The organism is Aeromonas sp. HMWF017 (assembly GCF_003061465.1).
GTDB lineage: Bacteria > Pseudomonadota > Gammaproteobacteria > Enterobacterales > Aeromonadaceae > Aeromonas > Aeromonas veronii.
This window is the reverse complement of sequence record NZ_QAJD01000094.1, coordinates 694-22,571: the sequence shown is the minus strand read 5'-3', so window position 1 is coordinate 22,571 and position 21,878 is coordinate 694. Positions and strand designations below refer to the sequence as shown.

15 protein-coding genes are annotated in these 21,878 nt (G+C 57.0%); 9 read left to right on the top strand and 6 right to left on the bottom strand.

Going from position 1 to position 21,878, the window contains the following annotated elements:
* Window positions 1-19 precede the first annotated feature (19 nt).
* From DBR30_RS09125 to DBR30_RS09105, 5 genes are all read left to right on the top strand, one after another.
* The gene (locus DBR30_RS09125; protein WP_108542346.1) at window positions 20-664 is read left to right on the top strand and encodes a YjbF family lipoprotein; all 645 of its coding nucleotides are present in this window, start codon (window positions 20-22) and stop codon (window positions 662-664) included.
* Window positions 661-1,407: a capsule biosynthesis GfcC family protein gene (locus DBR30_RS09120; RefSeq protein ID WP_108542345.1), complete on the top strand. Its 747-nt coding sequence runs from the start codon at window positions 661-663 to the stop codon at window positions 1,405-1,407. Before DBR30_RS09125 ends, DBR30_RS09120 begins: the two co-directional genes overlap by 4 nt.
* Window positions 1,407-3,518 carry a YjbH domain-containing protein gene (locus DBR30_RS09115; protein WP_108588312.1) on the top strand — a complete coding sequence of 704 codons (2,112 nt, stop codon included), beginning with the start codon at window positions 1,407-1,409 and terminating at the stop codon, window positions 3,516-3,518. Before DBR30_RS09120 ends, DBR30_RS09115 begins: the two co-directional genes overlap by 1 nt.
* A gap of 190 nt (window positions 3,519-3,708) precedes the next feature.
* Window positions 3,709-5,352 (top strand): PglL family O-oligosaccharyltransferase, encoded by a 1,644-nt coding sequence (locus DBR30_RS09110; protein WP_181363532.1) that lies wholly within the window; start codon window positions 3,709-3,711, stop codon window positions 5,350-5,352.
* 559 nt (window positions 5,353-5,911) lie between these two features.
* A complete protein-coding gene (locus DBR30_RS09105; protein ID WP_005338054.1) occupies window positions 5,912-6,322 on the top strand; it encodes an H-NS family histone-like protein in 411 nt (136 codons plus the stop codon).
* 543 nt (window positions 6,323-6,865) lie between these two features.
* On the opposite strand, the gene DBR30_RS09100 is transcribed toward DBR30_RS09105, so the two are convergent.
* From DBR30_RS09100 to nadK, 6 genes are all read right to left on the bottom strand, one after another.
* Window positions 6,866-8,230 carry an efflux transporter outer membrane subunit gene (locus DBR30_RS09100; protein WP_108542653.1) on the bottom strand — a complete coding sequence of 455 codons (1,365 nt, stop codon included), beginning with the start codon at window positions 8,228-8,230 and terminating at the stop codon, window positions 6,866-6,868.
* A 2-nt stretch (window positions 8,231-8,232) separates the two neighbouring features.
* A complete protein-coding gene (locus DBR30_RS09095) occupies window positions 8,233-10,215 on the bottom strand; it encodes a MacB family efflux pump subunit (RefSeq protein ID WP_108542652.1) in 1,983 nt (660 codons plus the stop codon).
* Window positions 10,212-11,375 carry a macrolide transporter subunit MacA gene (gene macA, locus DBR30_RS09090; RefSeq protein ID WP_108542651.1) on the bottom strand — a complete coding sequence of 388 codons (1,164 nt, stop codon included), beginning with the start codon at window positions 11,373-11,375 and terminating at the stop codon, window positions 10,212-10,214. The genes DBR30_RS09095 and macA overlap by 4 nt, the downstream gene beginning before the upstream one ends.
* A 250-nt stretch (window positions 11,376-11,625) precedes the next feature.
* The gene (locus DBR30_RS09085) at window positions 11,626-12,516 is read right to left on the bottom strand and encodes a manganese-dependent inorganic pyrophosphatase (protein WP_100654150.1); all 891 of its coding nucleotides are present in this window, start codon (window positions 12,514-12,516) and stop codon (window positions 11,626-11,628) included.
* Between the two features lie 299 nt (window positions 12,517-12,815).
* Complete coding sequence (gene recN, locus DBR30_RS09080) at window positions 12,816-14,480, bottom strand: DNA repair protein RecN (protein WP_108542650.1); 1,665 nt, start codon at window positions 14,478-14,480, stop codon at window positions 12,816-12,818.
* Window positions 14,481-14,731: 251 nt separating this feature from the next.
* The gene (gene nadK, locus DBR30_RS09075; protein WP_005338038.1) at window positions 14,732-15,616 is read right to left on the bottom strand and encodes an NAD(+) kinase; all 885 of its coding nucleotides are present in this window, start codon (window positions 15,614-15,616) and stop codon (window positions 14,732-14,734) included.
* 292 nt (window positions 15,617-15,908) lie between these two features.
* On the opposite strand from nadK, the gene grpE reads away from it, so the two are divergent.
* From grpE to DBR30_RS09055, 4 genes are all read left to right on the top strand, one after another.
* Window positions 15,909-16,484, top strand: coding sequence for a nucleotide exchange factor GrpE (gene grpE / locus DBR30_RS09070; protein WP_005338036.1), 576 nt, complete (start codon window positions 15,909-15,911; stop codon window positions 16,482-16,484).
* A 298-nt stretch (window positions 16,485-16,782) separates the two neighbouring features.
* A complete protein-coding gene (dnaK, locus tag DBR30_RS09065) occupies window positions 16,783-18,711 on the top strand; it encodes a molecular chaperone DnaK (protein WP_005338034.1) in 1,929 nt (642 codons plus the stop codon).
* Between the two features lie 101 nt (window positions 18,712-18,812).
* Window positions 18,813-19,955, top strand: a complete 1,143-nt coding sequence (gene dnaJ, locus DBR30_RS09060) for a molecular chaperone DnaJ (protein ID WP_005338032.1) — start codon at window positions 18,813-18,815, stop codon at window positions 19,953-19,955.
* Window positions 19,956-20,219: 264 nt separating this feature from the next.
* Window positions 20,220-21,725: a carbohydrate porin gene (locus DBR30_RS09055; protein WP_108542648.1), complete on the top strand. Its 1,506-nt coding sequence runs from the start codon at window positions 20,220-20,222 to the stop codon at window positions 21,723-21,725.
* The last annotated feature ends 153 nt before the right edge of the window (window positions 21,726-21,878 follow it).

The following is a 21,878-nucleotide window of genomic DNA, read 5'->3' as shown; positions in this document are numbered from 1 at the left end:
TTGTCACTGTGGTCACTCTATGTCTTTATCGCGCAATCTTGTTTTTCTTGGTTTGTTATCTCTCACCGGTTGTTCAAATACTGCTTCTGTGACGAGCGAAACTATCAAATATGCCGTGTTGGGGGCTGATGATGTGACCGTCAGTGCCGAGCATGTCAATAAACTGCCTTATGCAAGTGCTTATCTGAAAATCGGTGATAACCCGCGGATCTTCGTGGTATTGGCTTATGTCAATGGAGATGAACTCTCCTGGCTGACAGCCGATCGGGTCATGATTATTACCCGCCACGGTCGGGTCATTAAAACTGTCGGTATGGAAAATGACCTGGTCATGAGCGAGAGTGCTTCTGCCGACCCACTGTCGATGGCTGCTACCTCATCTGCCAACTGGAGTACCTTGTCAGAGTGGGAACAGCGCTATCTCAGCGGCTACCGTCTTGAAGGGACGATGGTCCGTGCCGGACAGGATGAGCTGGATCTGGTGACGCGCCGAGTTTCAGCTACGCGTTTTGAAGAGACGGTTTCAATGTTCCCGGGGGGGAAATCCTGGACCAATGTTTTCTGGCGAGATCCGGTTAATGGACAGGTAGTAAAAACCCAGCAACATCTCGGCCCTGATCTGCCGGTCATTGAACTCACCATTTTGAAGCCATTCTCGTCATGAAAAAACTGACCCTATCTCTTTTATTGCTGTCCGGTGCTTGCTTCGCGGATACCAGTGTCAGCATTTACTATCAGGGGCGTCTTCAAGATCCCATCACCTTGAGTGAAGGGGCACGCCTTGACGCCTTGCTGAGAAACAAGCTGCTGCCATCACCCATCTATTGGCGCTCTGCCCAGATTACGACGCCGGCCCGTCAACATGAGTTTGAGCTCAAGCAAGCGGCGGTGATCCGTGAGTTGGAGAGTCTGGCCAGCATATGGCGTAGTGAAGGTGAGGCTCAACGTGCCTCTTCTGCGGCTCGTCTTGCACATCAACTCGAAGGCATCACCGTTACCGGCCGCTTGCCTGTGATAGTTGATCCTGACAATGCCCAGCGCTCCCCGCAGGATAACCCTCGCCTGGAAGGCAACTACCGGCTGTTTGTTGCTGCCCGCCAGCCTCAGGTTGCCATGTTTGGCCTGATGGAAGCGCTCCCCACGCTGCCTCTGGTTCCCGGTGCAGGTGTTGATGAATATTGGAAGCGTGATGCGCTGCTGGAGGGGGCCGACTCGGCTCATCTGCTGTTGATCCAGCCAACCGGTGATATCGAGATGGTCCCCGTTGCCGTCTGGAACAAGCTTCATCGTGAACCCATGGCAGGGGCTGCACTGCTGGTCGGGTTTGATCCTGACCTGTTGCCCTCTTCATTTGCCGGAATAAATCAGCGGATCGCCGAGATAATTGCAAACAGGGTGCCTCATTAATGATTCCAAAACTTTCATATATTACCCTGGCCGTCTCGACCGTTTGTGTTGCTGCACCCGGGGCGAATGATCCCTATGGCCCATCGCAAAGTGATTTCGGTGGGGCAGGTCTGCTGCAGATGCCCAGTGCCAGAATGGCCGCAGAAGGCGAGTTCAGTTTCAACTACATGGATAACGAAGAGTATCGACGCTGGTCGATCTCCATGCAGCCCTTTGACTGGTTTGAGGCCACGCTGCGTTATACCGATGTCAGAACTCGTCTGTATAGCCCTTACGAGCAGTTCAGCGGGGATCAGACTTATAAAGACAAGTCGATGGATTTTAAATTCCGACTTTGGCAAGAGTCTGATTACTTACCCCAAGTATCATTGGGCTTCAGAGACTTGATGGGGACTGGCCTGTTCGATAGCGAGTACGTTGTGGCCAGTAAACGTTATGGCCCGTTTGATTTCACCCTTGGAATGGGCTGGGGGAATATGGCCGAGAGCGGCAATATCAAGAACCCCTTCTGTGAATACAAAGAGAGTTGGTGCCAGCGTAATGATGGTTATGCGGGCAATGGCGGCAAATTTGAGGTCGATAGTCTGTTCCACGGCCCGGCGGCCTTGTTTGGCGGTATCGAGTATCAGACGCCATGGCGCCCTTTGCGTCTGAAACTGGAATATGACGGTAATGATTACAGCCGCGAGTATGCGGCCCGTAACAGCAAAGGCGGCTACGGAGCCTTGCCGCATAGCTCACCAGTCAACATAGGTGCCGTGTATCGTATTTTCGATAATATGGATACTCATCTCAGCTATCAGCGTGGCAATACCCTGATGTGGGGTATTACTATGCGGACCAACTTTAATGAGTTGCAGCAGGCCCATCTGGATGAGCCCCGGCCTGAGTATCAACCGGAAAAGAGTCCGGCCCAACTGGATGATGTCGATTGGGCTGCACTCAGTGCGCAGACGAAAAGCAATGCCGGATATCGTGATCTGGTCTGGTATGGCACGGACGATCGTGTTTTTGTCAGCGGTGAGCAGCTGAAGTATCGCAAGCCAGATGAAGCCGAAGATCGAATGTCATTATTGGCCGCGAATGCGTTGCCCGCTTCGGTTCACTCTCTGCATATCGTTGAGCAGAAGAAAGGGCTCGATATCCGTGAGACTGTAGTGGACATGGACTCTGTACGGTTGGCAAACAGTGACCTCCCATTGGGACAAGAGACTACTTATAAGTCGGATGTCATCGCAGCCAATGCACCGTCGGCACCTGTTTGCCATGAAAGTCGCAGCTCGGCGCTGAGTTACAGCGTGGATCCTGTGTTGAACCAGTCTGTTGGGGGGCCGGAGTCTTTCTACATGTATCAGCTTGGTCTCAACTTCAATGGTGATTGGCGGGTGACCGAGAAGAACTGGCTGGGGGGCACAGTATTTGTGAACCTGGCCAATAACTACGACAAGTTCAATTACAAGAATCCACCGCTGGACGGGGATGCTTTGCCCAGGGTGAGAACCTGGATCCGGGAATATGTCAGCTCCTCCGATGTATTGCTTAACAACCTGCAAGCGACCCATTTCGAGCAGTTCTCACCTGAGTGGTATGGTCAGGCTTATGCCGGTTATCTGGAGATGATGTACGCCGGTGGTGGTGCCGAACTGCTGTATCGTCCTTTTGGTCGTTCATGGGCGATTGCGGCTGATGTGAACTGGGTCAAGCAACGGGATTGGAACAATACCTTGCGGATAGCCGATTACGATGTGGCAACAGGCCATGTGACCGGTTATTGGCAACTGCCCTATGTTGATGATGTGACTGCCCAGCTCTCTATTGGCCGTTATCTGGCAGGGGATGTCGGGGCGACACTGGATCTGTCCAAACGCTTCTCATCCGGCGTTGTGGCAGGGGTGTTTGCAACGTTGACTGATGTGTCTGCTGATGAGTATGGAGAGGGGAGTTTCACTAAAGGTATCTATGTGACGATTCCCTTCGACTTGATGCTGCTGCGCCCGACAACCAGCAAAGGCTCGATTGGCTGGATGCCATTGACCAGAGATGGGGGCCAGATGCTGGCCAGAAAATACAGTCTTTACAGTTTGAGTAGCAACGCATCATTCCCTGACTAATTAATGCTATAGCTTGAGTAAAGCGCTCTGAATATGGTTGTATGAAACACCATTTTTTCAGAGCGCTTTTTTTATGCCTACATTTCCGTCTACCGGGTCATCAGTGCCATCAGCCCATCGGGAAAAGCGAGTGTTTTTTCTCTTTTGGGGGATAAGCATACTTTGGCTGGGACTTGGGATGCATTTTTTCATGCATAACCCGGGTGGGGCAGGTCTCTATCTTCCTTTTAACGCATGGGGATGGATATTTGCTTCTTTGATGATCTGTCTGGGGTTGTGGCATATCACGTCGAAAGGCGAATTGGTGTCCAGCAGGCTCTTGCAAGTTTGGGGAGGCGCGATTGTATTGATGCTGCTACCCATGGCGTGGTCTGACGCCACCTTGCGTGATTACGCACTTCCTCGCCTCGGTGGTCTTGTCGGCGGCGGATTATTTATCTTCTCGCTCTATCAGTTCCGTCTTGCACAGAAGGCGCGTCAACAGCTATTGACGCTTATGCTGGTCGCAATAGCTATCGAAATGACTTTGGGTCTGGTGCAGTATTACCTGCTAACACCGGGCAATTGGCTTGGCTATGACACCAAAGCAAATCGTCCCTATGGCATTTTTCAGCAACCCAATGTGATGGCCAGTTTTATGGCCACCGGTTTGTCTCTGGCTGCTTGGCTAAATACCCTCAACCAACATCGATGGCTGAAGGCACTTCAGGGTTATGTGATCGTTGGTTCAGTGGTGTTGCTGATTGTTCTTCAATCCAGAGTTGGGCAATTGGGTGGAATATTGGCTTTGCTGATGATGCTTCCCTGGTTGAAGAGAAACCACGCTTTGAAGGTGACTCTTTCATGTGTCTTATTGGGCGTGCTGTTCGGACTCGCATCTCTGTATGGTGTGGAAGGGGTCAAGCGGGGTCTTTCTGTCTATCAGTCGGGGGGATATCGTACGATTTATTGGTCGTATGCATTGCACCTGGTGTCACAACATCCCTTTACCGGATGGGGGTATGGTTCTTTCGAATCGGTATTCCTACATAACTATATGGCAGATAAGTTATTGAATCCGGCAATGCCACAGATTGAGTACAACCTTGATCATCCTCATAATGAGTTGCTCTATTGGGCTGTTGAAGGCGGTATCTTGCCTGTCATCGGGCTCTTGGTGATGGGGGCCGCTGTGATATGGCGTGTAGCGGGTCAATCCTGGTCGCATGGATTGGCCTTATTGGCATTAGTCGTACCCATTACACTTCATACCCAGGTCGAATATCCCCTCTATCACTCCATTGCTCACTGGATTTTTTTATTGATGTTGGTCTGGTATATCGATGAAACCTGTGGGGCAGACGCTGCCAGAGGGATAGCCGTATACCGTTACCCCCATAAGTTGTTGTTACGCTTTCTGGCGGTTTCCATCCCCTTGTTTATCGTACCATTCATGTTGACTGCGCTTCATACTGCCTGGGTCGTCACCAAATACGAACGGGGTGGGTATAAGGAGCCAGCATTGTTGCTGGATATTATTAATCCAATGGCTTGGTTGACGCGGGTTGAGTTTGATGTAAATGCGGTACGATTGATGGTGGGTTTACAGACTCAGAATAAGACCGAACTGGAGGCTTACCTGGCATGGGGGCAAGATTTTGTTCGCCATACACCCAGAGCAAATATCTACGCGAACATGGTTGTTGCATTGAATGCGTTGGGGCGCCCTGACGAGGCTCGTAATTTAAGAGCCGAAGCGCTCCGTTGGTATCCAAAAGAACCATTGCTGATTGAGGCAACCTCTAAACCAATGGTCAGTGGTGTGGATACGTTACCTACTGGAGCAGCCAACTAAGGCTTGGAAAATGGGATATGAGGCAATCATCGCGGCTTGTCTCTATCCCGTTATAGCTGTAGGAATGAACCTGTGGTTTCCGTGCAAAAGGTAAGGTGGAGGGGGAATACACCTTTAGTCGCGCGCCTTTTTTATGTTCATCGGATTGGTTTTAACCTGTTGTTTCTAAACGATTTTAATCCATGGCGCGATCGGTTGGGTAATATGACGCATGGTCTTAATCATGCATCATGATGCGAGCAGGCATCGTTCTATTTTTTTATGCAGGTACTGCTCAGGAATCGTTTGACGCACTAGTTGTATTTTCTGAAAAATGTTGATGGCAATTACCCTGAACCTCATATTAATAGTTTCAGATGTGTATGTTCGATTTGGTGGTGATATCAAAAGAGATGTCTAGGCGAGATAGGTTTAATGGGTGAAAGCGTGAGTTTGTTGGCAAGTTTATTTTCATATTCTTTCCAAGTATCCCCTGATAGTAAAAATTGCATGTAGTTATGAATTGTCCATGCTATTCTGAAACAGTTATCCCTGTAACCGACTTTTTTGTGAGGAAATAATGAACGAGTTTCTGAAAGTTCTGCTGAACATTCGCAGTCTGCGTGCGGCTATTCGTGAGCTGCCGTTTGAGCAACTGCTGGAAGCTAAAGAGAAGTTTGACCTGGTTTACCAAGAGCGCGCTGATTCTGTTGAACAGGAGCGTGCTGAACAGGAAGAGCGTCAGCGCAAGCTGAATGAATTCACCGAAATGCTGCAGCAGGCTGGTATTGATCCTCGCGAGCTGCTGGCAACTGCCACTGCTCCGGCTGCTGCGACTGGCGCTGCCAAGAGCAAGCGTGCTCCGCGTCCGGCTAAATACAAGTACGAAGAAGATGGCCAGGAAAAAACCTGGACCGGTCAAGGCCGTATGCCGAAAGCCATTGCTGCTCAAGTCGCTCTGGGTAAAGACCTGAACGATTTCCTGATCTAATTCGTCAGGTTCAGAGATTGAATAATGCCGCCCTTGGGCGGCATTATTTTTTCCGTTTTACTCGTGGTTATCCTATCCGACCCTTTGCCCCACAGTTATCAACATTCTCGCTTGTATCCTTTTTACTGCGTTTTTACTGCGTTTCACCTCACTGTTACTTTTCTCAATATCACGCGTTGTTTGCGATTAATTTTGCCCTGCGGCTCACCAGCGCGATATCGCTATTTGTATAGGTCGTGCAGATACGTGTTTCGGAAATGCCTCTCACGATTCACGGGGCACCGTTCGGCAAGAGAAAGTCCTCTGCTGATGGAATATCCGGTAATCGTTATCTCTGGTCAGGGAGCGTGAGGTACAGAGATCGCCGCAAGGTATGGCCGGAATATTCAGGGTCGCCGATGCGTGTAATTGGCTGCGTGGCCATAACTGCCCTTGATGATGAGCAATCGATATCGGCTGCACTGTGAGAGATGAGGCCTGTATGGTGGATGGCGATGATATTTCCCACTCTGCTGGCAGAGTGGGGAAAGGCCGGGTGAAGTGTTATCGGGGCGCCACGCTATCGTTGCCACCCAGGGCGCGATAGATTTTGGCAGTGGTGGTGAGCTGCTCTTTTTGCTGTGCCAGCAGGCTCTGCTGGGCATCCCACAGTCGGTTCTGCTCATCGAGCCAGGCCTGCACGCCGGTCGCCCCCGCCTGGAAGCGAGCCTTGGCCAGTCGTTCGGCTTCCTGGGCATAACTCAGCTGCTCCTGCAGATAATCGAGTCGCTGCTGGCCATAGTGGCGGGCGGCCAGATTGTCTTCCACCTCCACCAGTGCGGTGTAGAGCTGTTTGCGAAACTCGGTTTCGGCGATCTGGTAATCCAGCTCGGAGCTTTCGATGGTGAGCTGTGTACGGTTGTATTCGAGGAAGGGGAGGGCGAGGCTGGCTCCCAGCGTACCGACCGGATTTTGCAGCACCTGCGCCAGTCGATCGGATGCGGTGCTGGCACTGCCGGTCAGGGTCAGGCTGGGGTAGAAGCTGGTGCTGATCTCATCCCCTTTTGCCAGCGTCTTGCGCAGCCGCAATTCGGCCGCTTTGACGTCGGGGCGGCGGGCCAGCACATCGGCCGGGATACCCACCGCAAGTTCAGGAATGGTCTGGTTTGCAAGGGACGCGGGTGCATACTCCAGCGGTCCGCTGTTGCGGCCCAGCAACAGACGCAGGGCATTGCGAGCCTGCTCCTGCTGCGCCTTGAGGGAGGCCAGCTCGGCCTGTTTGCCTGCCAGTTGCTGGCGTGCCTGCGCCAGATCGAGCCGGGTGATGGCGCCTGCTTGGTATTTGGTCTGAGTCAGCTGCTCGGTGCGCGTCAGGTTGGCCAGCTGCTGTTCCCCAAGGATGATGGCAGAGCCGAGATAGCCGAGCTGCCAATACTGCTCTAGGGTATTGCCGATCAGCAGCAGTCGGGTGCTGGCGAGATCCTGCTCGCTCGCCGCCGCCTCCCAGCTTGCCTGATCCCGCACCGAAGCGAGTTTGCCCCACAAATCCACTTCGTAACTGAGGCTCAGCGAGGGGCCAAGACTGTTGGTGCCTTTGCCACTTTTCAGGTCCTTGTTGCCAGTTGCGCCTATGGAGCCATTGACCGAGGGGGTGAGGTTGGTATCGGCCTGCTCGGCGCCCAGTCGGGCGCTTTTTAGCTTGAGGGCCGCTACACGCATGTCCGGGTTGGCGGCCAGTACCGCATCGACCAGTTTGTCGAGCTGGGGATCATGAAATTCACGCCACCAGGGGCTAGCCTGCGTAGCCAGTTGGGCGCCCTCTGCTTGTTGCCATGTGGGGGCGATCGCCAGCTCGGGTCTTTGATAGGTGCTGTGCTGACTGCAGCCGCTGAGGGCCATGCAGAGAGCCAGCCAGGAGAGTTTGTGCATTGTTATTCCCTCGCCAGTGCGACAACAGGGTCAAGCCGCGCCGCATTGCGTGCCGGCAGGTAACCAAACAGGATCCCGATGAGTGACGAGCAGCCAAAGGCCATCAGGATGGAGAAGAGCGAGAACTGCATCTTGATGGAGTCCACCAGCAGTGAAAAGAGCGCCCCAATGCCCAGCGAGAGACCGACGCCGAATATCCCCCCCAGCAGGCTCACCATCACAGCCTCAATCAGGAATTGCTGCAGAATATCTGACTGGCGGGCGCCCACGGCCATGCGAATGCCGATCTCGCGGGTGCGCTCGACCACCGACACCAGCATGATGTTCATCACGCCCACCCCGCCGACGATCAGCGAGATCACCGCGATGGCCGAGACCATCAGAGTCATGGTGGCGGTGGTTTTCTCTACCGATTTGATGATGCTGTCACTACTGAAGGTGAAGAAATCCTTCACCCCATGGCGCTTGGTGATCAGCTCGATCACCGCCTGCTCGGCCAGTGCCGGTTGTACCCCGTCCTTGACCCGGATGGTGATCTGGCTGAAGTGGTGTTGCGAGATGAGGCGACTCATCACCGCGCTGTAGGGCAGCCAGATATTGACCGACTGGCTGGTGGGGCCAAAACCGGTCTCCTGCGAGACCACCCCGACAATCCGCACCGGCAGGGTGCCGACCAGTACCACCTTGCCGACCGGATCATCCTGGCCAAGCAGACTGGTGATGCTCTTCTTGTCCACCACGGCGACGGCGGCACGCTGCTGGATATCTTGCCACTCCAGTAAGCGACCACTGACCAGCGTCATCCCCTTCACCTTGAAATAGTCGTTGCCGACCCCGGTCACACTGCCGCTGTTGGTCTTGTTGCGATAGCGCAACTGGCCGGAGCTGCCAATCTCGGGGCTGGCGCCCGCAAGATAGGGTTGCCCCAGTAGGGCATCGAGATCCCCCTTGTTGAGGGTCTGGATGCTGGCCATCTTCTCATCACCCCACCCCTTGCCCGGGAAGATTTCGATGGTGTTGGTGCCCATCGCATTGATCTGGTCGATTACCTTGGCGCGCGCTCCTTGCCCCAGCGCCACCACACTCACCACGGCGGCGATGCCGATGATGATGCCGAGCATGGTGAGGAAGGTGCGCATCCGGTGGGCGAGCATGGCATGCATCGCCATCCGTCCCGCTTCCCGATAGCGATCCCAGTCGTGGCCCATGGCACCTTTAGTAGTGGGCACTATTTTTTGAGGGGCTGTGGTTGTGGCGGTGGCTGGAGCCAACACGGCCGTTTGGCAGGGGCCGCTATCTTGTTCAATCCGACCATCTTTGAGAGTGATGATACGGTCGGCATGGCTGGCCACGTTCATATCGTGGGTGACCAGAATGATGGTGTGGCCCTGAGCGTGCAGCTCCTTGAGGATCGCCATCACCTCCTTGCCGCTCTGGCTATCCAGTGCGCCGGTCGGTTCATCGGCGAGGATCACTTCGCCGCCATTGGCCAGCGCCCGGGCGATACTGACCCGCTGCTGCTGACCGCCGGAGAGCTGACCCGGGGTGTGGTGACTGCGATCGGCCAGCCCCAGTCTGCTCAGTAGCTGACGCGCACGTGCCTGGCGATCCGGGCGGCTGGTGCCGGCATAGACAGCAGGGATCTCCACGTTGGCGGCGGCATCGAGATGGGGCAGCAGGTGGTAGCGCTGAAAGATAAAGCCGAAGTGGTGGCAGCGCAGGCGGGCCAGTGCCAACGCATCCATGGTGGCGGTGTCCTGACCGCGAAACAGATACTGGCCGCTGCTCGGGCTATCGAGACAACCCAGCAGGTTCATCAGGGTCGACTTGCCAGAGCCGGACGCGCCGACAATGGCGATCATCTCTCCTGCCGTGATGGTGAGGTCAAGAGGGTGGAGCACGGTGACTTCGCTGTCGCCGCTCTGGTAGCGTCGCTCGACCCCGTTCAGCTGGATCAACGGCAGCTGGTTCAGGGGCTCACTCATAGCATCACCGCCATCTCATCATTGTCGGCGGGGGTACCGTGATTGAGCTGCACCTCCTCCTTCTCGGCCAGCCCGCTGATCACCTCAATACGGATCTCGTCCTTCATGCCGGTCTTGATATGGCGGGTTTCGGTTGTTTCATCGTCCTTGACCACGGTGACTTCATACTCGTTATCACCCAGCGACTTGCCGAGGGCAGTTTGCGGCACAGTGAGCACCTGCTTGCGCTCGCCGAGCACTATGGTCACCTGGGTGGTCATTGCAACCCGCAAGGTATGGTCGGGATTGGGCACATCGAACAGGGCGTAGTAGTAAACGGCCGCATTGTTGGTGGTAGTGCCAGTGGTGGCCTGATCGTTGATGTTGGTAGGCGCTAACTCCACAGCGCGAAGCGTACCCTGATAGCGGGTATCCGGATCGCCGATCAGGGTGAAGTAGACCGGCATGCCGGCTTTGACCTTGGTGACATCAGCTTCGGAGATCTGCGCCTTGACCGTCATGGTCTCGAGGTTGGCCAGCTTTAGCACGGTCGGCACCGTCTGGCTGGCAGCCAGGGTCTGGCCCTGACGGGTCACAATGCTGATAACGGTGCCATCCATCGGCGCCAGGATTTTGGTGTAGCCCAGCTCGGTCTTGGCCCGATCAACCTTGATCAGGGCGTTGTCGATATTGGCCTGGCTATTTTGCAGTTCGGCGCGGGTGACCGCCAGCAGTGCCTCGGCACTCTCCAGATCGGCCCGTGAGCTCGCCTCCTGCTTGAACATCTGCTGCTGGCGCCGCCAGGCGAGCTCGTTCTGTTTGAGTTGCGCCTGCTTGATCTTGAGCTGGGCGCGGTTGCTGGCAAGCTCTGCCTCGGCCGTCTTGAGGTTGTTCTGGGCAATCAGGGGATCGATCTCGGCCAGCAGGTCTCCCTGCTTGACCTGATCACCTGCCTCGACGGCCAGCTTGGTAACCTGACCGGAGACCTGAGCCCCCACATCCACCTGCTCCACGGCCTGCAGCACGCCACTGGCCAGTACGGTCTGGGCGATATCCTCGCGGGTCACCTGAGCGGTCAGCATCGCCTTGGGTGGTTGACTGGGCCAGAGCAGCCAGCCGAGGAGCACCACGGCGATCAGCATGGTGATGGCCAGGGTTCTCTGCTTGGGGGTTATGTTCATCGATCACCTGAATGGAAACGGAAAAGGTTGTGCGCGGCGATTATCCTGCAGCAAAGCCCCGATAAATAACAGCCGCAAATATGTAAGCAAAGTTATGGCGTTAACTGTCAATAAGCCGTGAAAGGAGTAAGCGAGAGACCGCAGTGGTGAGCAAGATGGTCAGCAAGAGGATGGGGTGTGCGGCTGGCGATAGCGATGAAAAAGCCCTGCGCAGAGGCAGGGCTTTGGAATAGGTTATGGAGAGGGAGGATCAGGCCTTGGCCAGCAGATCCATCACCCAGGGCAGACCCTGCTTCTTGCGGCTGACAAAGCCCGGGTGGTAGCTGGACTCGGCCGGTACTTTGGCGTGCTCGGTAAAGTAGATACGGCTGGCAGCCGCAGTCAGGTCAGTCACCATCAACACGAAGAAGTCGAGCCCTTCGCTCGTCACGCGCTGGGCCATCTCCTGCTGCAGGGCTGGCAGGTGCTCGGCCAGTTGCTGTTCGCTGCCCACTTCGATCTGGCTCATGATGAAGTTCAGACCTTCGGCCTGGAATGCTTTCTCATCCTGCTGCAGCAACTGCGCAGGAGTGAGGCCGCTCAGGTCGGTTTTTGCCATCAGCAGCTGTTGACCGAACTCGGCCAGCGATACTTCGGCCAGCGGTGCCAGACGCTCACAAGCGATCTTGTCCTGCTCGGTGGTGGTCGGCGAGGTGAGACAGAGGGTGTCGCTCATTATGGCGCCCAGCATCAGGCGAGCCTGGCTGCGGGTCACGGTGCCTTGCTGGCTCAGCAGATCGAAGGCGATGGTGCAGGTGCAGCCGACGGCCCGGATCCAGGCATCCAGCGGAGACTGGGTGACCAGGGTACCGAGACGGTGGTGATCCACCAGACCCAATACATTGGCTTGTGCCAGTGTGGCGGGGCCCTGTTCCAGATCACTGAAATCCACCAGCCAGACATCTTCACCGGTCAGATCTTTGGTCAGCAACTCGGGTTCGCTGACGCCAGCCTGCTCCAGAATAAAACGGGTTTCGGTGCGCAGGTCACCCAGACGCCATGGGGTGGCCTGACGGCCCTGGCCATTGAGCCAGTCGGTGATAACCAGCGCACTGCAGATACTGTCGCTATCAGGATTCTTGTGACCAAAAACGTGGATCATAGACAAAGCCTCACAATTGGATACCCATAAAGGGGGGCAACACTATGCGAAATCCGCCACATGAAGGCAACCGGATCCACGCCCATGTTGCTGCCAGCTTCGCCTAACTCGCCATTTTATTGATCTGAGTCGGTAATCCTGACGCGAGTTCGGTGCTCACAGTTGGCTATTGGCTATTGGCTATTGGCTATTGGCTATTGCTGACTGTGCAGGCTATGGCACTCGTCCGTGCCTGCGCAGTCAGCATGTTCTGTCAGCCCTGTCAGTCGCCATCCTGCAAATCGGCGTTTTGGCCTGATTCAACGGCGCAGCAGCTCGCGAGCATTGGCCAGGGTGTTGTCGGTGATCTGGTCGCCACCGAGCAGGCGTGCCAGCTCATTGAGACGGGCATTCTGGTCGAGCGCATCCATCCGGGTTTCGGTGGTTTTGCCATCGGTATGCTTGCTCACCACCATATGCTGGTGGCCGTTGCCTGCCACCTGAGGCAAGTGAGTGACCACCATCACCTGAGTGGACTCGCCGAGCTGGCGCAGCAGGCGACCCACCACGGCGGCAGTCGGGCCGCTGATCCCCACATCCACTTCGTCGAAAATCAGAGTCGGGGTTGAGACCTTGCGGGCGCTGATCACCACGATGGCGAGGCTGATACGTGACAGTTCACCGCCTGAGGCCACCTTGCCAAGTGGCTGAATGGGTTGGCCCGGGTTGGTGGTGACCATAAACTCCACCCGATCTATACCCAGCGGAGAGAGGCTGCTCTGGGCGTCGGGGCGCACCTCGATGGCGAAATGGCCATCAGGCATCGCCAGTTCGTGCATGCTGCTGGTCACCTTGGCGCCCAGCTCCTCGGCATAACGCTGACGGCTCTGACTCAGGGCTTCGGCGGCCTGGACAAACGCCTGACGGGCCTCGGCCAGTTCATCTTCCATCCCCTCTAACCGCTCTTCGTCAGAGTTGAGGCGGGCGAGATCCGAGGCAAGCTCCTGATGGTGTTGGGCCAGATCAGCCGGTTTGACGTGGTGCTTGCGGGCCAGATTGATCGCCTTGGAGAGGCGGGCTTCCAGCTCGTTGAAACGTTCGGGATCCAGCTCCAGTCGGTCGAGGTAGCTGCGCAGCTCGCTGTGGCTCTCCTGCACCCCGATCAGTGCTTCGTTCAGCATCTCCAGTACCGGGGTGAGGCGGTTGTCCATGCTGACCAGCCCCTCTGCCCGATCGACGGCTGATTGCAGCAGGCCAGCGATAGTGGTCTCTTCGTTGTCATAGAGCAGATCGAGGCAAGCCCCGCACTCTTGCATCAGCTCGGTGCCGTTGGCGAGACGCTGGTGCTCCTCTTCTATCTCTTCAAACTCCCCCGGTTGTAGGGCGAATTCGTCCAGCTCCTGTACCTGATACTCGATCAGCTGGCGGCGGGCTTCCCGCTGCTGCTGCTCGGCCTTGAGCCGGTTCAGCTCGTTTTGTAGTTGACGCCACTGCTGATAGTGCTGGCGCACCTCATCGAGCAGCAGATGGTGACCGGCATAACCGTCGAGCAGAGCGAGCTGGTAATCGGGTTTGAGCAGCATCTGGTGGGCATGCTGACCATGCACGTTGACCAGCAGCTGGCCCAGATTCTTGAGCTGGGTGAGGGGGACGGGCACGCCGTTGATATAGCTGCGTGAGCGCCCCTCGGCGGAGATGACTCGCCGGACGATACACTCACCTTCGTTTTCCAGTTCGTTGGTGGCGAGCCAGGCGCGGGCGGCCGGGTTGTTGTCCAGCTGGAAGCGGGCGCTGACCTCGCTTTTGTCGCTATCGGGTCGCACCATGCCGGCTTCGGCCCGCTCTCCGAGGCAGAGACCGAGAGCGTCGATGGCGATGGATTTACCGGCACCGGTCTCACCTGTGATGCAGGTCATGCCCGGTTGTAGATCGAGTTCGAGAAACTTGACGATGGCGAAGTTGTTGACGGTCAGCTGGGTCAGCATGGTCTCATCCTGTATAGGTCAATATTACTGTGTATACATCCAGTATATGCTGGTCTTATATACAGTAAAGAGGGCGCCGCCATTTTTAACAAAGGAAAGCCGCGCCAGTGCGCTATGGCTATGAGAATGCGGGACTGACTATTGGTACGCAGTACGGATATGAAGTGCTGGGGGCGTTGCCACGACAGAAAACAGAGAAAGGCGCCAATTCAGGCGCCCTCTCTGGCAATGCCGTTGTCGGTCAGCGCCGATTAAAACAGCTTGCTGCCCCAGCCGAGCTTGTTGCGCAGCACGTGGAAGTAGCTGTAGTCGAGCGGGTGAACCAGATGAAGCTGGTGGTGGCTCTTCTTGATGAGGATCTCGTCCCCCGGGTGGACCGCCAGCGTCACCTGGCCATCACAGCTGACCTGCATGGCATCGTCCTGATTGTCTGGTGAGACCAGCAGCCGCACTTCGCTGTCGGCATCGAGCACGATGGGGCGACTGCTCAGGGTGTGCGGGAACATGGGCACCAGCGTGATGGCGTTGAGTTTGGGGGTGAGGATGGCGCCACCTGCCGACAGGGAGTAGGCGGTCGAGCCGGTCGGGGTGGCGACAATGATGCCGTCCGAGCGCTGGCTATACATAAAGCTGCCATCGATATAGACCTCGAACTCGATCATATGGGCGATCTTGCCCGGGTGTAGTACCGCCTCGTTGACCGCCAGATTGCTCGACTTGCGCTCGCCGTGGCGATAGACCGAGGCTTCCAGCAGGAAGCGGTGTTCGCTCTTGTAGTGACCGGAAAGCACCTGCTCCAGCGGCAGCAGATAATCCTGCGGCGAGAGATCGGTCAGAAAGCCGAGGTTGCCCCGGTTTACCCCGATCACCGCCACATCGAAGCGCGATAGTACCCGCGCCGCCCCCAGCATGTTGCCGTCGCCGCCCACCACGATGGCGAGATCGGCCTGCTGGCCCAGCTGCACCAGATCCATCACGTTTTCATCGAGGATGCTCAGGGTCTGGGCGACCCGGCTCTCCACCAGTACCCGAAAGCCGCGGGCGGTCAGGTATTGATGCAGGCCGGTCAGCGTCTGGTTGGCCCCCTCATGGTGGGGTTTGCCAATCAGGGCGATGGTTTTGAACGGAGAATCCATAGTCTGTCGGGTCTGGGATGAGTATTGCGGGCCAGTATACAGTGCTTTGCCCCGCTTGTGACGCTCTCCCGTGTGACGGGGGCGGCTATCCCCTTGAGTCAGCTGGCTAAAGGGTGAGCGGCAACGCCAAGAAACAGCTGCTTGCGGCAGATCATCCACCCTGATTGGCCTTTTACCCCTTGAAAGCCGGGGATGCATCCCCATAATAGCGCCAACATAGTCGGTCTGTTGTCGTCCGGTCGCTCAACCTGACGTCAGGGCCCTCATAAGTAACCCCGGAATTGGAGATGTCATGAACCACGAAGAGCAAAAGGTTGAAGCGATGGAGCAAGTGGAAGCCCAGCCAGTCGAGCCGACCGATGTAGACAGTGAAGTGACAGCCGAGCAGGCCCGCATTGCCGAACTGGAAGCGCAGCTGGAAACCGCCATCCAAAAAGCGGCGGAAGAGCGTGAACGCGCCCTGCGTACCGCCGCCGAGATGGAGAACCTGCGCCGTCGTACCGAGCTGGATGTGGAGAAGGCGCACAAATTCGCTCTGGAGAAGTTCGCCAATGAACTGCTGCCGGTGCTGGACAACCTTGAGCGTGCCATCGAACTGGCCGACAAGGAGAACGAAGCCCTTAAGCCGATGATCGAAGGTGTCGAGCTGACCCTGAAATCCATGCAGAGCGGCGTGGCCAAGTTTGGTCTGGTGGCGCTCGACCCGATCAACCAGCCGTTTGACCCCAATGCCCATCAGGCGATGAGCATGGTGCCGAGTGCCGATGTGGCCCCGAACACCGTCATTGCAGTGATGCAGAAGGGCTATGACCTCAACGGTCGGGTGATCCGTCCTGCCATGGTGATGATCGCCAAAGCGGTCGACTGATTGGCTGTGGGGGCCCGAGCCCGCCCTGTGGCGGGCTTTTTGTTTCGCAGTGCAGCACCTGTTCATCTTGCCCGGTTTTACGGCTCAACGTGACCGCGCAACCATGACAAAGGGTGTGGTTTTTTAGGGTTGGGGCTTGAAGCTGCGTCTGGCGACCCCATATAGGTAGCAAGGCCGCGGCGGCACAAAAAATTTGATGCCGGGAGCTTGAAAGCCAGATTGGCAGCCCCCACCTAGCCGTTAACGCATTAAGGCGAGTTCCTCGCCAGTTTATTCAAAGTATTTGGAGATTCGTCAAATGGGTAAAATCATCGGTATTGACCTGGGTACTACCAACTCCTGCGTCGCTATTCTGGATGGCGACACTGCTCGCGTGATCGAGAACGCAGAAGGCGATCGTACTACTCCGTCCATCATTGCCTATGCCGATGATGGCGAGATCCTGGTTGGTCAGCCGGCCAAGCGTCAGGCCATCACCAACCCGAAAAACACCCTGTTCGCCATCAAGCGTCTGATTGGTCGTCGTTTTGAAGATGAAGAAGTGCAGCGTGACCTGAAAATCATGCCGTACGCCATCGCCAAAGCTGACAACGGCGACGCCTGGGTTGAAGTCAAGGGCAAGAAAATGGCACCGCCGCAGATCTCTGCCGAAGTGCTGAAGAAGATGAAGAAGACCGCCGAAGATTACCTGGGCGAGCCGGTAACCGAAGCCGTTATCACTGTTCCGGCCTACTTCAACGACGCCCAGCGTCAGGCTACCAAGGATGCCGGTCGCATCGCCGGTCTGGATGTAAAACGCATCATCAACGAACCGACTGCTGCTGCATTCGCTTACGGCGTGAACAAGGTCAAGGGCGAGCGCAAGGTTGCCGTATATGACCTGGGTGGCGGTACTTTCGATATCTCCATCATCGAGATTGACGAAGTGGAAGGCGAAACCACCTTCGAAGTACTGGCGACCAACGGTAATACCCACCTGGGTGGTGAAGACTTCGACAACCGCGTCATCAACTATCTGGTAGACGAGTTCAAGCGTGAGCAGGGCATCGACCTGCGCAACGACCAGCTGGCTCTGCAGCGTCTGAAAGATGCCGCCGAGAAAGCCAAAATCGAGCTCTCTTCTGCCCAGCAGACCGACGTCAACCTGCCGTACATCACTGCAGATGCCACCGGTCCGAAGCACATGAACATCAAGGTGACCCGCGCCAAGCTGGAATCCCTGGTGGAAGACATGGTGAAGGACTCTCTGGAGCCTGTTCGTGTCGCCCTGAAAGACTCCGGTCTGGCAGTTGGCGAGATCGACGACGTGATCCTGGTTGGTGGTCAGACCCGTATGCCGCTGGTTCAGAAGACCGTTGCCGAGTTCTTTGGCAAAGAGCCGCGTAAAGACGTCAACCCGGACGAAGCCGTGGCCATGGGTGCTGCCATCCAGGGCGCCGTACTGTCCGGTGACAAGACCGACGTACTGCTGCTGGACGTTACCCCGCTCTCCTTGGGTATCGAAACCATGGGCAGCGTGATGACTGCGCTGATCGAGAAGAACACCACCATTCCGACCAAGAAGTCCCAGGTGTTCTCCACTGCCGAAGACAACCAGTCTGCCGTGACCATTCACGTGCTGCAGGGTGAGCGCAAGCGCGCCAGCGACAACAAGTCTTTGGGCCAGTTCAACCTGGAAGGCATCCGTCCGGCACCGCGTGGTCTGCCGCAGATCGAAGTTACCTTCGACATCGATGCCAACGGTATCCTGCACGTCTCTGCGAAAGACAAAGAGACCAACAAAGAGCAGAAGATCACCATCCAGGCCTCCTCTGGTCTGTCTGATGACGAGATCGAGCGCATGGTACGCGAAGCCGAAGCCAACGCGGCCGAGGACAAGAAGTTTGAAGAGCTGGTACAGGCTCGCAACCAGGCTGATGGTCTGGTCCACTCCGTACGCAAGCAGATCACCGAAGCCGGTGAAGCCCTGCCTGCCGACGACAAGACCAAGATCGAAGCCGCTCTGAGCGAGCTGGAAGCGGCCATCAAGGGTGACGACAAGGCTGCCATCGAAGCCAAACAGCAGGCTCTGCTGGAAGCGTCCCAGAAGCTGATGGAAATTGCCCAGCAGCAGGCTCAGGCCCAGGGTGCAGCCGGTGCTGATGCCGGTCAGTCCTCCTCTTCTGCCAAGGCTGACGACGACGTAGTCGACGCCGAGTTCGAAGAAGTGAAAGACGACAAGAAGTAAGCCCTACCCAGATGGGCGAAGTCCGCTTCGCCCATCGGCTTGGTCAATGAATTCACGGGCGTTGGGTAACCAACGCCCGTCTGCGTAACCACAGGATGAGTATGTCGAAGCGCGATTTCTACGAAGTACTGGGTGTGGCGAAAGATGCCGACGATCGCGAGATCAAAAAGGCGTACAAGCGCCTGGCCATGAAGTATCACCCGGATCGTAACCAGGGTGATGCCGCATCCGAAGAGAAGTTCAAAGAGGTCAAGGAAGCCTACGAGGTCCTGACCGATGCCAACCTGCGTGCCCGTTACGACCAGTACGGCCATGCCGGTGTCGACCCGAGCCAGGGTGGCGGTGGCCACGGTGGCTTTGGCGGCGGTGCCGACTTCGCCGACATGTTTGGTGACGTATTCGGTGACATCTTCGGCGGTGGCCGTGGTGGTGCCCGTCGTGGCCCGGCCCGAGGCTCCGACTTGCGTTACACCATGGAGCTGACGCTGGAAGAGGCGGTGCGCGGGGTCTCCAAGGAGATCAAGGTGCCGACCCTGGTTCACTGCGAAGTCTGTAACGGCTCCGGTGCCCACACCGGCAGCAGTGCCCAGACCTGCCCGACCTGCCACGGCTCCGGCCAGGTGCAGATGCGTCAGGGCTTCTTTGCGGTGCAGCAGGCGTGTCCGCACTGTCACGGTCGCGGCAAGATCATCAAGGATCCGTGCCGCAAGTGTCACGGTGAAGGTCGCTACCAGCGCACCAAGACCCTGTCGGTGAAAATTCCGGCGGGCGTCGATACCGGCGATCGCATCCGTCTCTCCGGCGAAGGGGAAGCGGGGGAAGCGGGAGCTCCGGCAGGGGATCTCTACGTACAGGTGCACGTCAAAGAGCACGAAATTTTCGTGCGTGACGGCAACAACCTCTACTGCGAAGTGCCCATCAGCTTCACCGCAGCTGCCCTAGGTGGCGAGATTGAAGTGCCGACCCTGGATGGCCGCGTCAAGCTCAAGGTCACTCCGGAGACCCAGACCGGCAAGATGTTCCGCATGCGCGGCAAGGGCGTGAAGTCAGTACGCTCCGGCCAGGTAGGGGATCTGATGTGCAAGGTGGTGATCGAGACTCCGGTCAACCTCACCGAGCAGCAGAAAGAGCTGCTGCGCCAGCTGGACGAATCCTTCAGCGGCGCCGCTGCCAAGACCCACAAGCCGAAATCGGAAGGCTTCTTCGAAGGGGTGAAACGCTTCTTCGACGATCTGACCAGCTGATTTCAGCGACCCGAATAAACAGAGCCGGCCTTGTGCCGGCTCTATTTTTGCCCGCCATTTCGCCAGGATCCGCCCTATTGAGTGGATCCTGATGAGGGATCCTCCTCACAACTCCCGCCAATTCCTGCTGTACAAATGTTATCCCGCTCACACTGTTGCTGAAACGGTTTAGTTGCTGTATTGAGCTAGCTAAATCGGTTTAGCTATGCTCTGGCTGTCGATAACAACAGCGCCCGTCCGGGCCACAGATGACAGGTGAGGAAGATGATGATGTTCAAGAGCAAGTTGGCGCTGGCGGTAGCGCTGGGACTGGGGATGAGCAGCCCGCTGTGGGCGGCGCAGGCGAGTATCGCAGGTGAAAGTGTCGAGGCCAGACTGGCTGCGCTGGAGGCGCGGGTACAGGCGGCCGAAGCGAGAGCCGAGGCGGCAGAGAGCCGTGCCAGTCAGGCGGAAGTGAAAGCGAGCGCCGCCAGCGAGCAGGCGCAGGTGGCTAACAACCGCAGCCAGAAGGTGGATGAGAAGACAGCAGGTGCCCAGGGCTTCGAGTTTCACGGCTATGCCCGCTCGGGCCTGTTGGTAAACAGCAATGGCAATGGCGGGCGCGGCGGCCCCTACATCACCTCGGCCGGTTCGGTGGGCGGGGCTGTCGGTCGTCTTGGCAACGAGGATGACACCTATATGGAGGCCAACCTGCTGAAAACCCAGACCTTCGAGGATGGCAGCTGGGCCCGCTACAAGCTGATGCTGGCAGACGGGGTGGAGACCAGCAACGACTGGACCGCCAGCGATTCGAGCCTCAATACCCGTCAGGTGTTTGCCGAGATCGGTAATCTGGCGAGCTTCGACGGCCCTTTCAAGAATGCGGTGCTGTGGGCGGGCAAGCGTTTTGACCGCGACAACTTCGACATCCACTGGCTCGATTCCGACGTGGTGTTCCTGGCCGGTACCGGCGGCGGCGTCTACGACGTGCAGCTGGCCGACAGCTGGAAGGCCAACTTCTCTCTCTATGGCCGCGATTACGGCGACATCAGCGCCAGCGGTCTCTCCGATATCGAGAGCTACATCCTCACCATGAACAACCGCGTCGGCAACTGGCAGTGGATGGTGAACGGTTTCTCGGCCAAGGACAATGACGCCCGCATCAAGGACAAGGGGGCGGGCATCGAGGCGGCGGACAAGGGGGCACACACCCTGCTGGCCTACCACGGCGAGAGCTTCTTTGGCATCAACCCCGGGTTTGCCAAGGCAGCGGTGCTGTACGGTCATGGGTTGGGGGCCGAGGTCAAGGGGCTGGGCTCTGACAGCGAACTGCTGCCGGACGCCGATGCAGTGCGGGTCGCCGTGTTTGGCGCCACCGATCTCAACTCGCGCTGGCGTTTTGCCCCGGCCCTGCTGGCCGAGCAGAGTCAGGATCGCTACGTGAAAGGGGACGAGTACCGCTGGCTTACCTTCAATACCCGGGTGGCGCAGGTGCTGAGCCAGAACGTCGAGCTGGTCTACGAGGCGGCTTGGCAGTACATGGATCTCGACCCCAAGGGTTACAAGGGACGCCAGGCGGTGAACGGCAACTTCACCAAGCTCACCTTCGCCCCCACCTTCAAGGCGCAGACCGCCGGTTTCTTTGAACGTCCCGAGCTTAGGGTGTTCGCCAGCTGGATGGACTGGTCCTCCGAGCTCGACAATTACGCCAGCGACGATGCCATGGGCCAGAGCAACTTCACCGCCGGTGGCGAGTGGAACTTTGGCGTACAGATGGAAACCTGGTTCTAGTTCGTTATCCCGATCACAAAAATGGCAGCCGGTGCCGAGATCTGTTGGTTGGCTAAAACGGTTTAGCTGATAATGCCAGCCAACAGAACAGAGTTCGGGTTTGACCGTGGATCCGATGCAGCAGTGGAGTAGCAAGGTGACGAATCGTGTGTG

Excerpts from the sequence above, each read along its gene's own strand:
- DBR30_RS09100 (WP_108542653.1), bottom strand. The coding sequence starts at position 8,230 with ATGCACAAACTCTCCTGGCTGGCTCTCTGCATGGCCCTCAGCGGCTGC.
- DBR30_RS09110 (WP_181363532.1), top strand. The coding sequence starts at position 3,709 with ATGCATAACCCGGGTGGGGCAGGTCTCTATCTTCCTTTTAACGCATGG.
- DBR30_RS09085 (WP_100654150.1), bottom strand. The coding sequence starts at position 12,516 with ATGATCCACGTTTTTGGTCACAAGAATCCTGATAGCGACAGTATCTGC.
- DBR30_RS09115 (WP_108588312.1), top strand. The coding sequence starts at position 1,407 with ATGATTCCAAAACTTTCATATATTACCCTGGCCGTCTCGACCGTTTGT.
- dnaK (WP_005338034.1), top strand. The coding sequence starts at position 16,783 with ATGGGTAAAATCATCGGTATTGACCTGGGTACTACCAACTCCTGCGTC.
- dnaJ (WP_005338032.1), top strand. The coding sequence starts at position 18,813 with ATGTCGAAGCGCGATTTCTACGAAGTACTGGGTGTGGCGAAAGATGCC.
- macA (WP_108542651.1), bottom strand. The coding sequence starts at position 11,375 with ATGAACATAACCCCCAAGCAGAGAACCCTGGCCATCACCATGCTGATC.
- grpE (WP_005338036.1), top strand. The coding sequence starts at position 15,909 with ATGAACCACGAAGAGCAAAAGGTTGAAGCGATGGAGCAAGTGGAAGCC.
- DBR30_RS09055 (WP_108542648.1), top strand. The coding sequence starts at position 20,220 with ATGATGATGTTCAAGAGCAAGTTGGCGCTGGCGGTAGCGCTGGGACTG.
- DBR30_RS09095 (WP_108542652.1), bottom strand. The coding sequence starts at position 10,215 with ATGAGTGAGCCCCTGAACCAGCTGCCGTTGATCCAGCTGAACGGGGTC.
- DBR30_RS09105 (WP_005338054.1), top strand. The coding sequence starts at position 5,912 with ATGAACGAGTTTCTGAAAGTTCTGCTGAACATTCGCAGTCTGCGTGCG.
- nadK (WP_005338038.1), bottom strand. The coding sequence starts at position 15,616 with ATGGATTCTCCGTTCAAAACCATCGCCCTGATTGGCAAACCCCACCAT.
- recN (WP_108542650.1), bottom strand. The coding sequence starts at position 14,480 with ATGCTGACCCAGCTGACCGTCAACAACTTCGCCATCGTCAAGTTTCTC.
- DBR30_RS09125 (WP_108542346.1), top strand. The coding sequence starts at position 20 with ATGTCTTTATCGCGCAATCTTGTTTTTCTTGGTTTGTTATCTCTCACC.
- DBR30_RS09120 (WP_108542345.1), top strand. The coding sequence starts at position 661 with ATGAAAAAACTGACCCTATCTCTTTTATTGCTGTCCGGTGCTTGCTTC.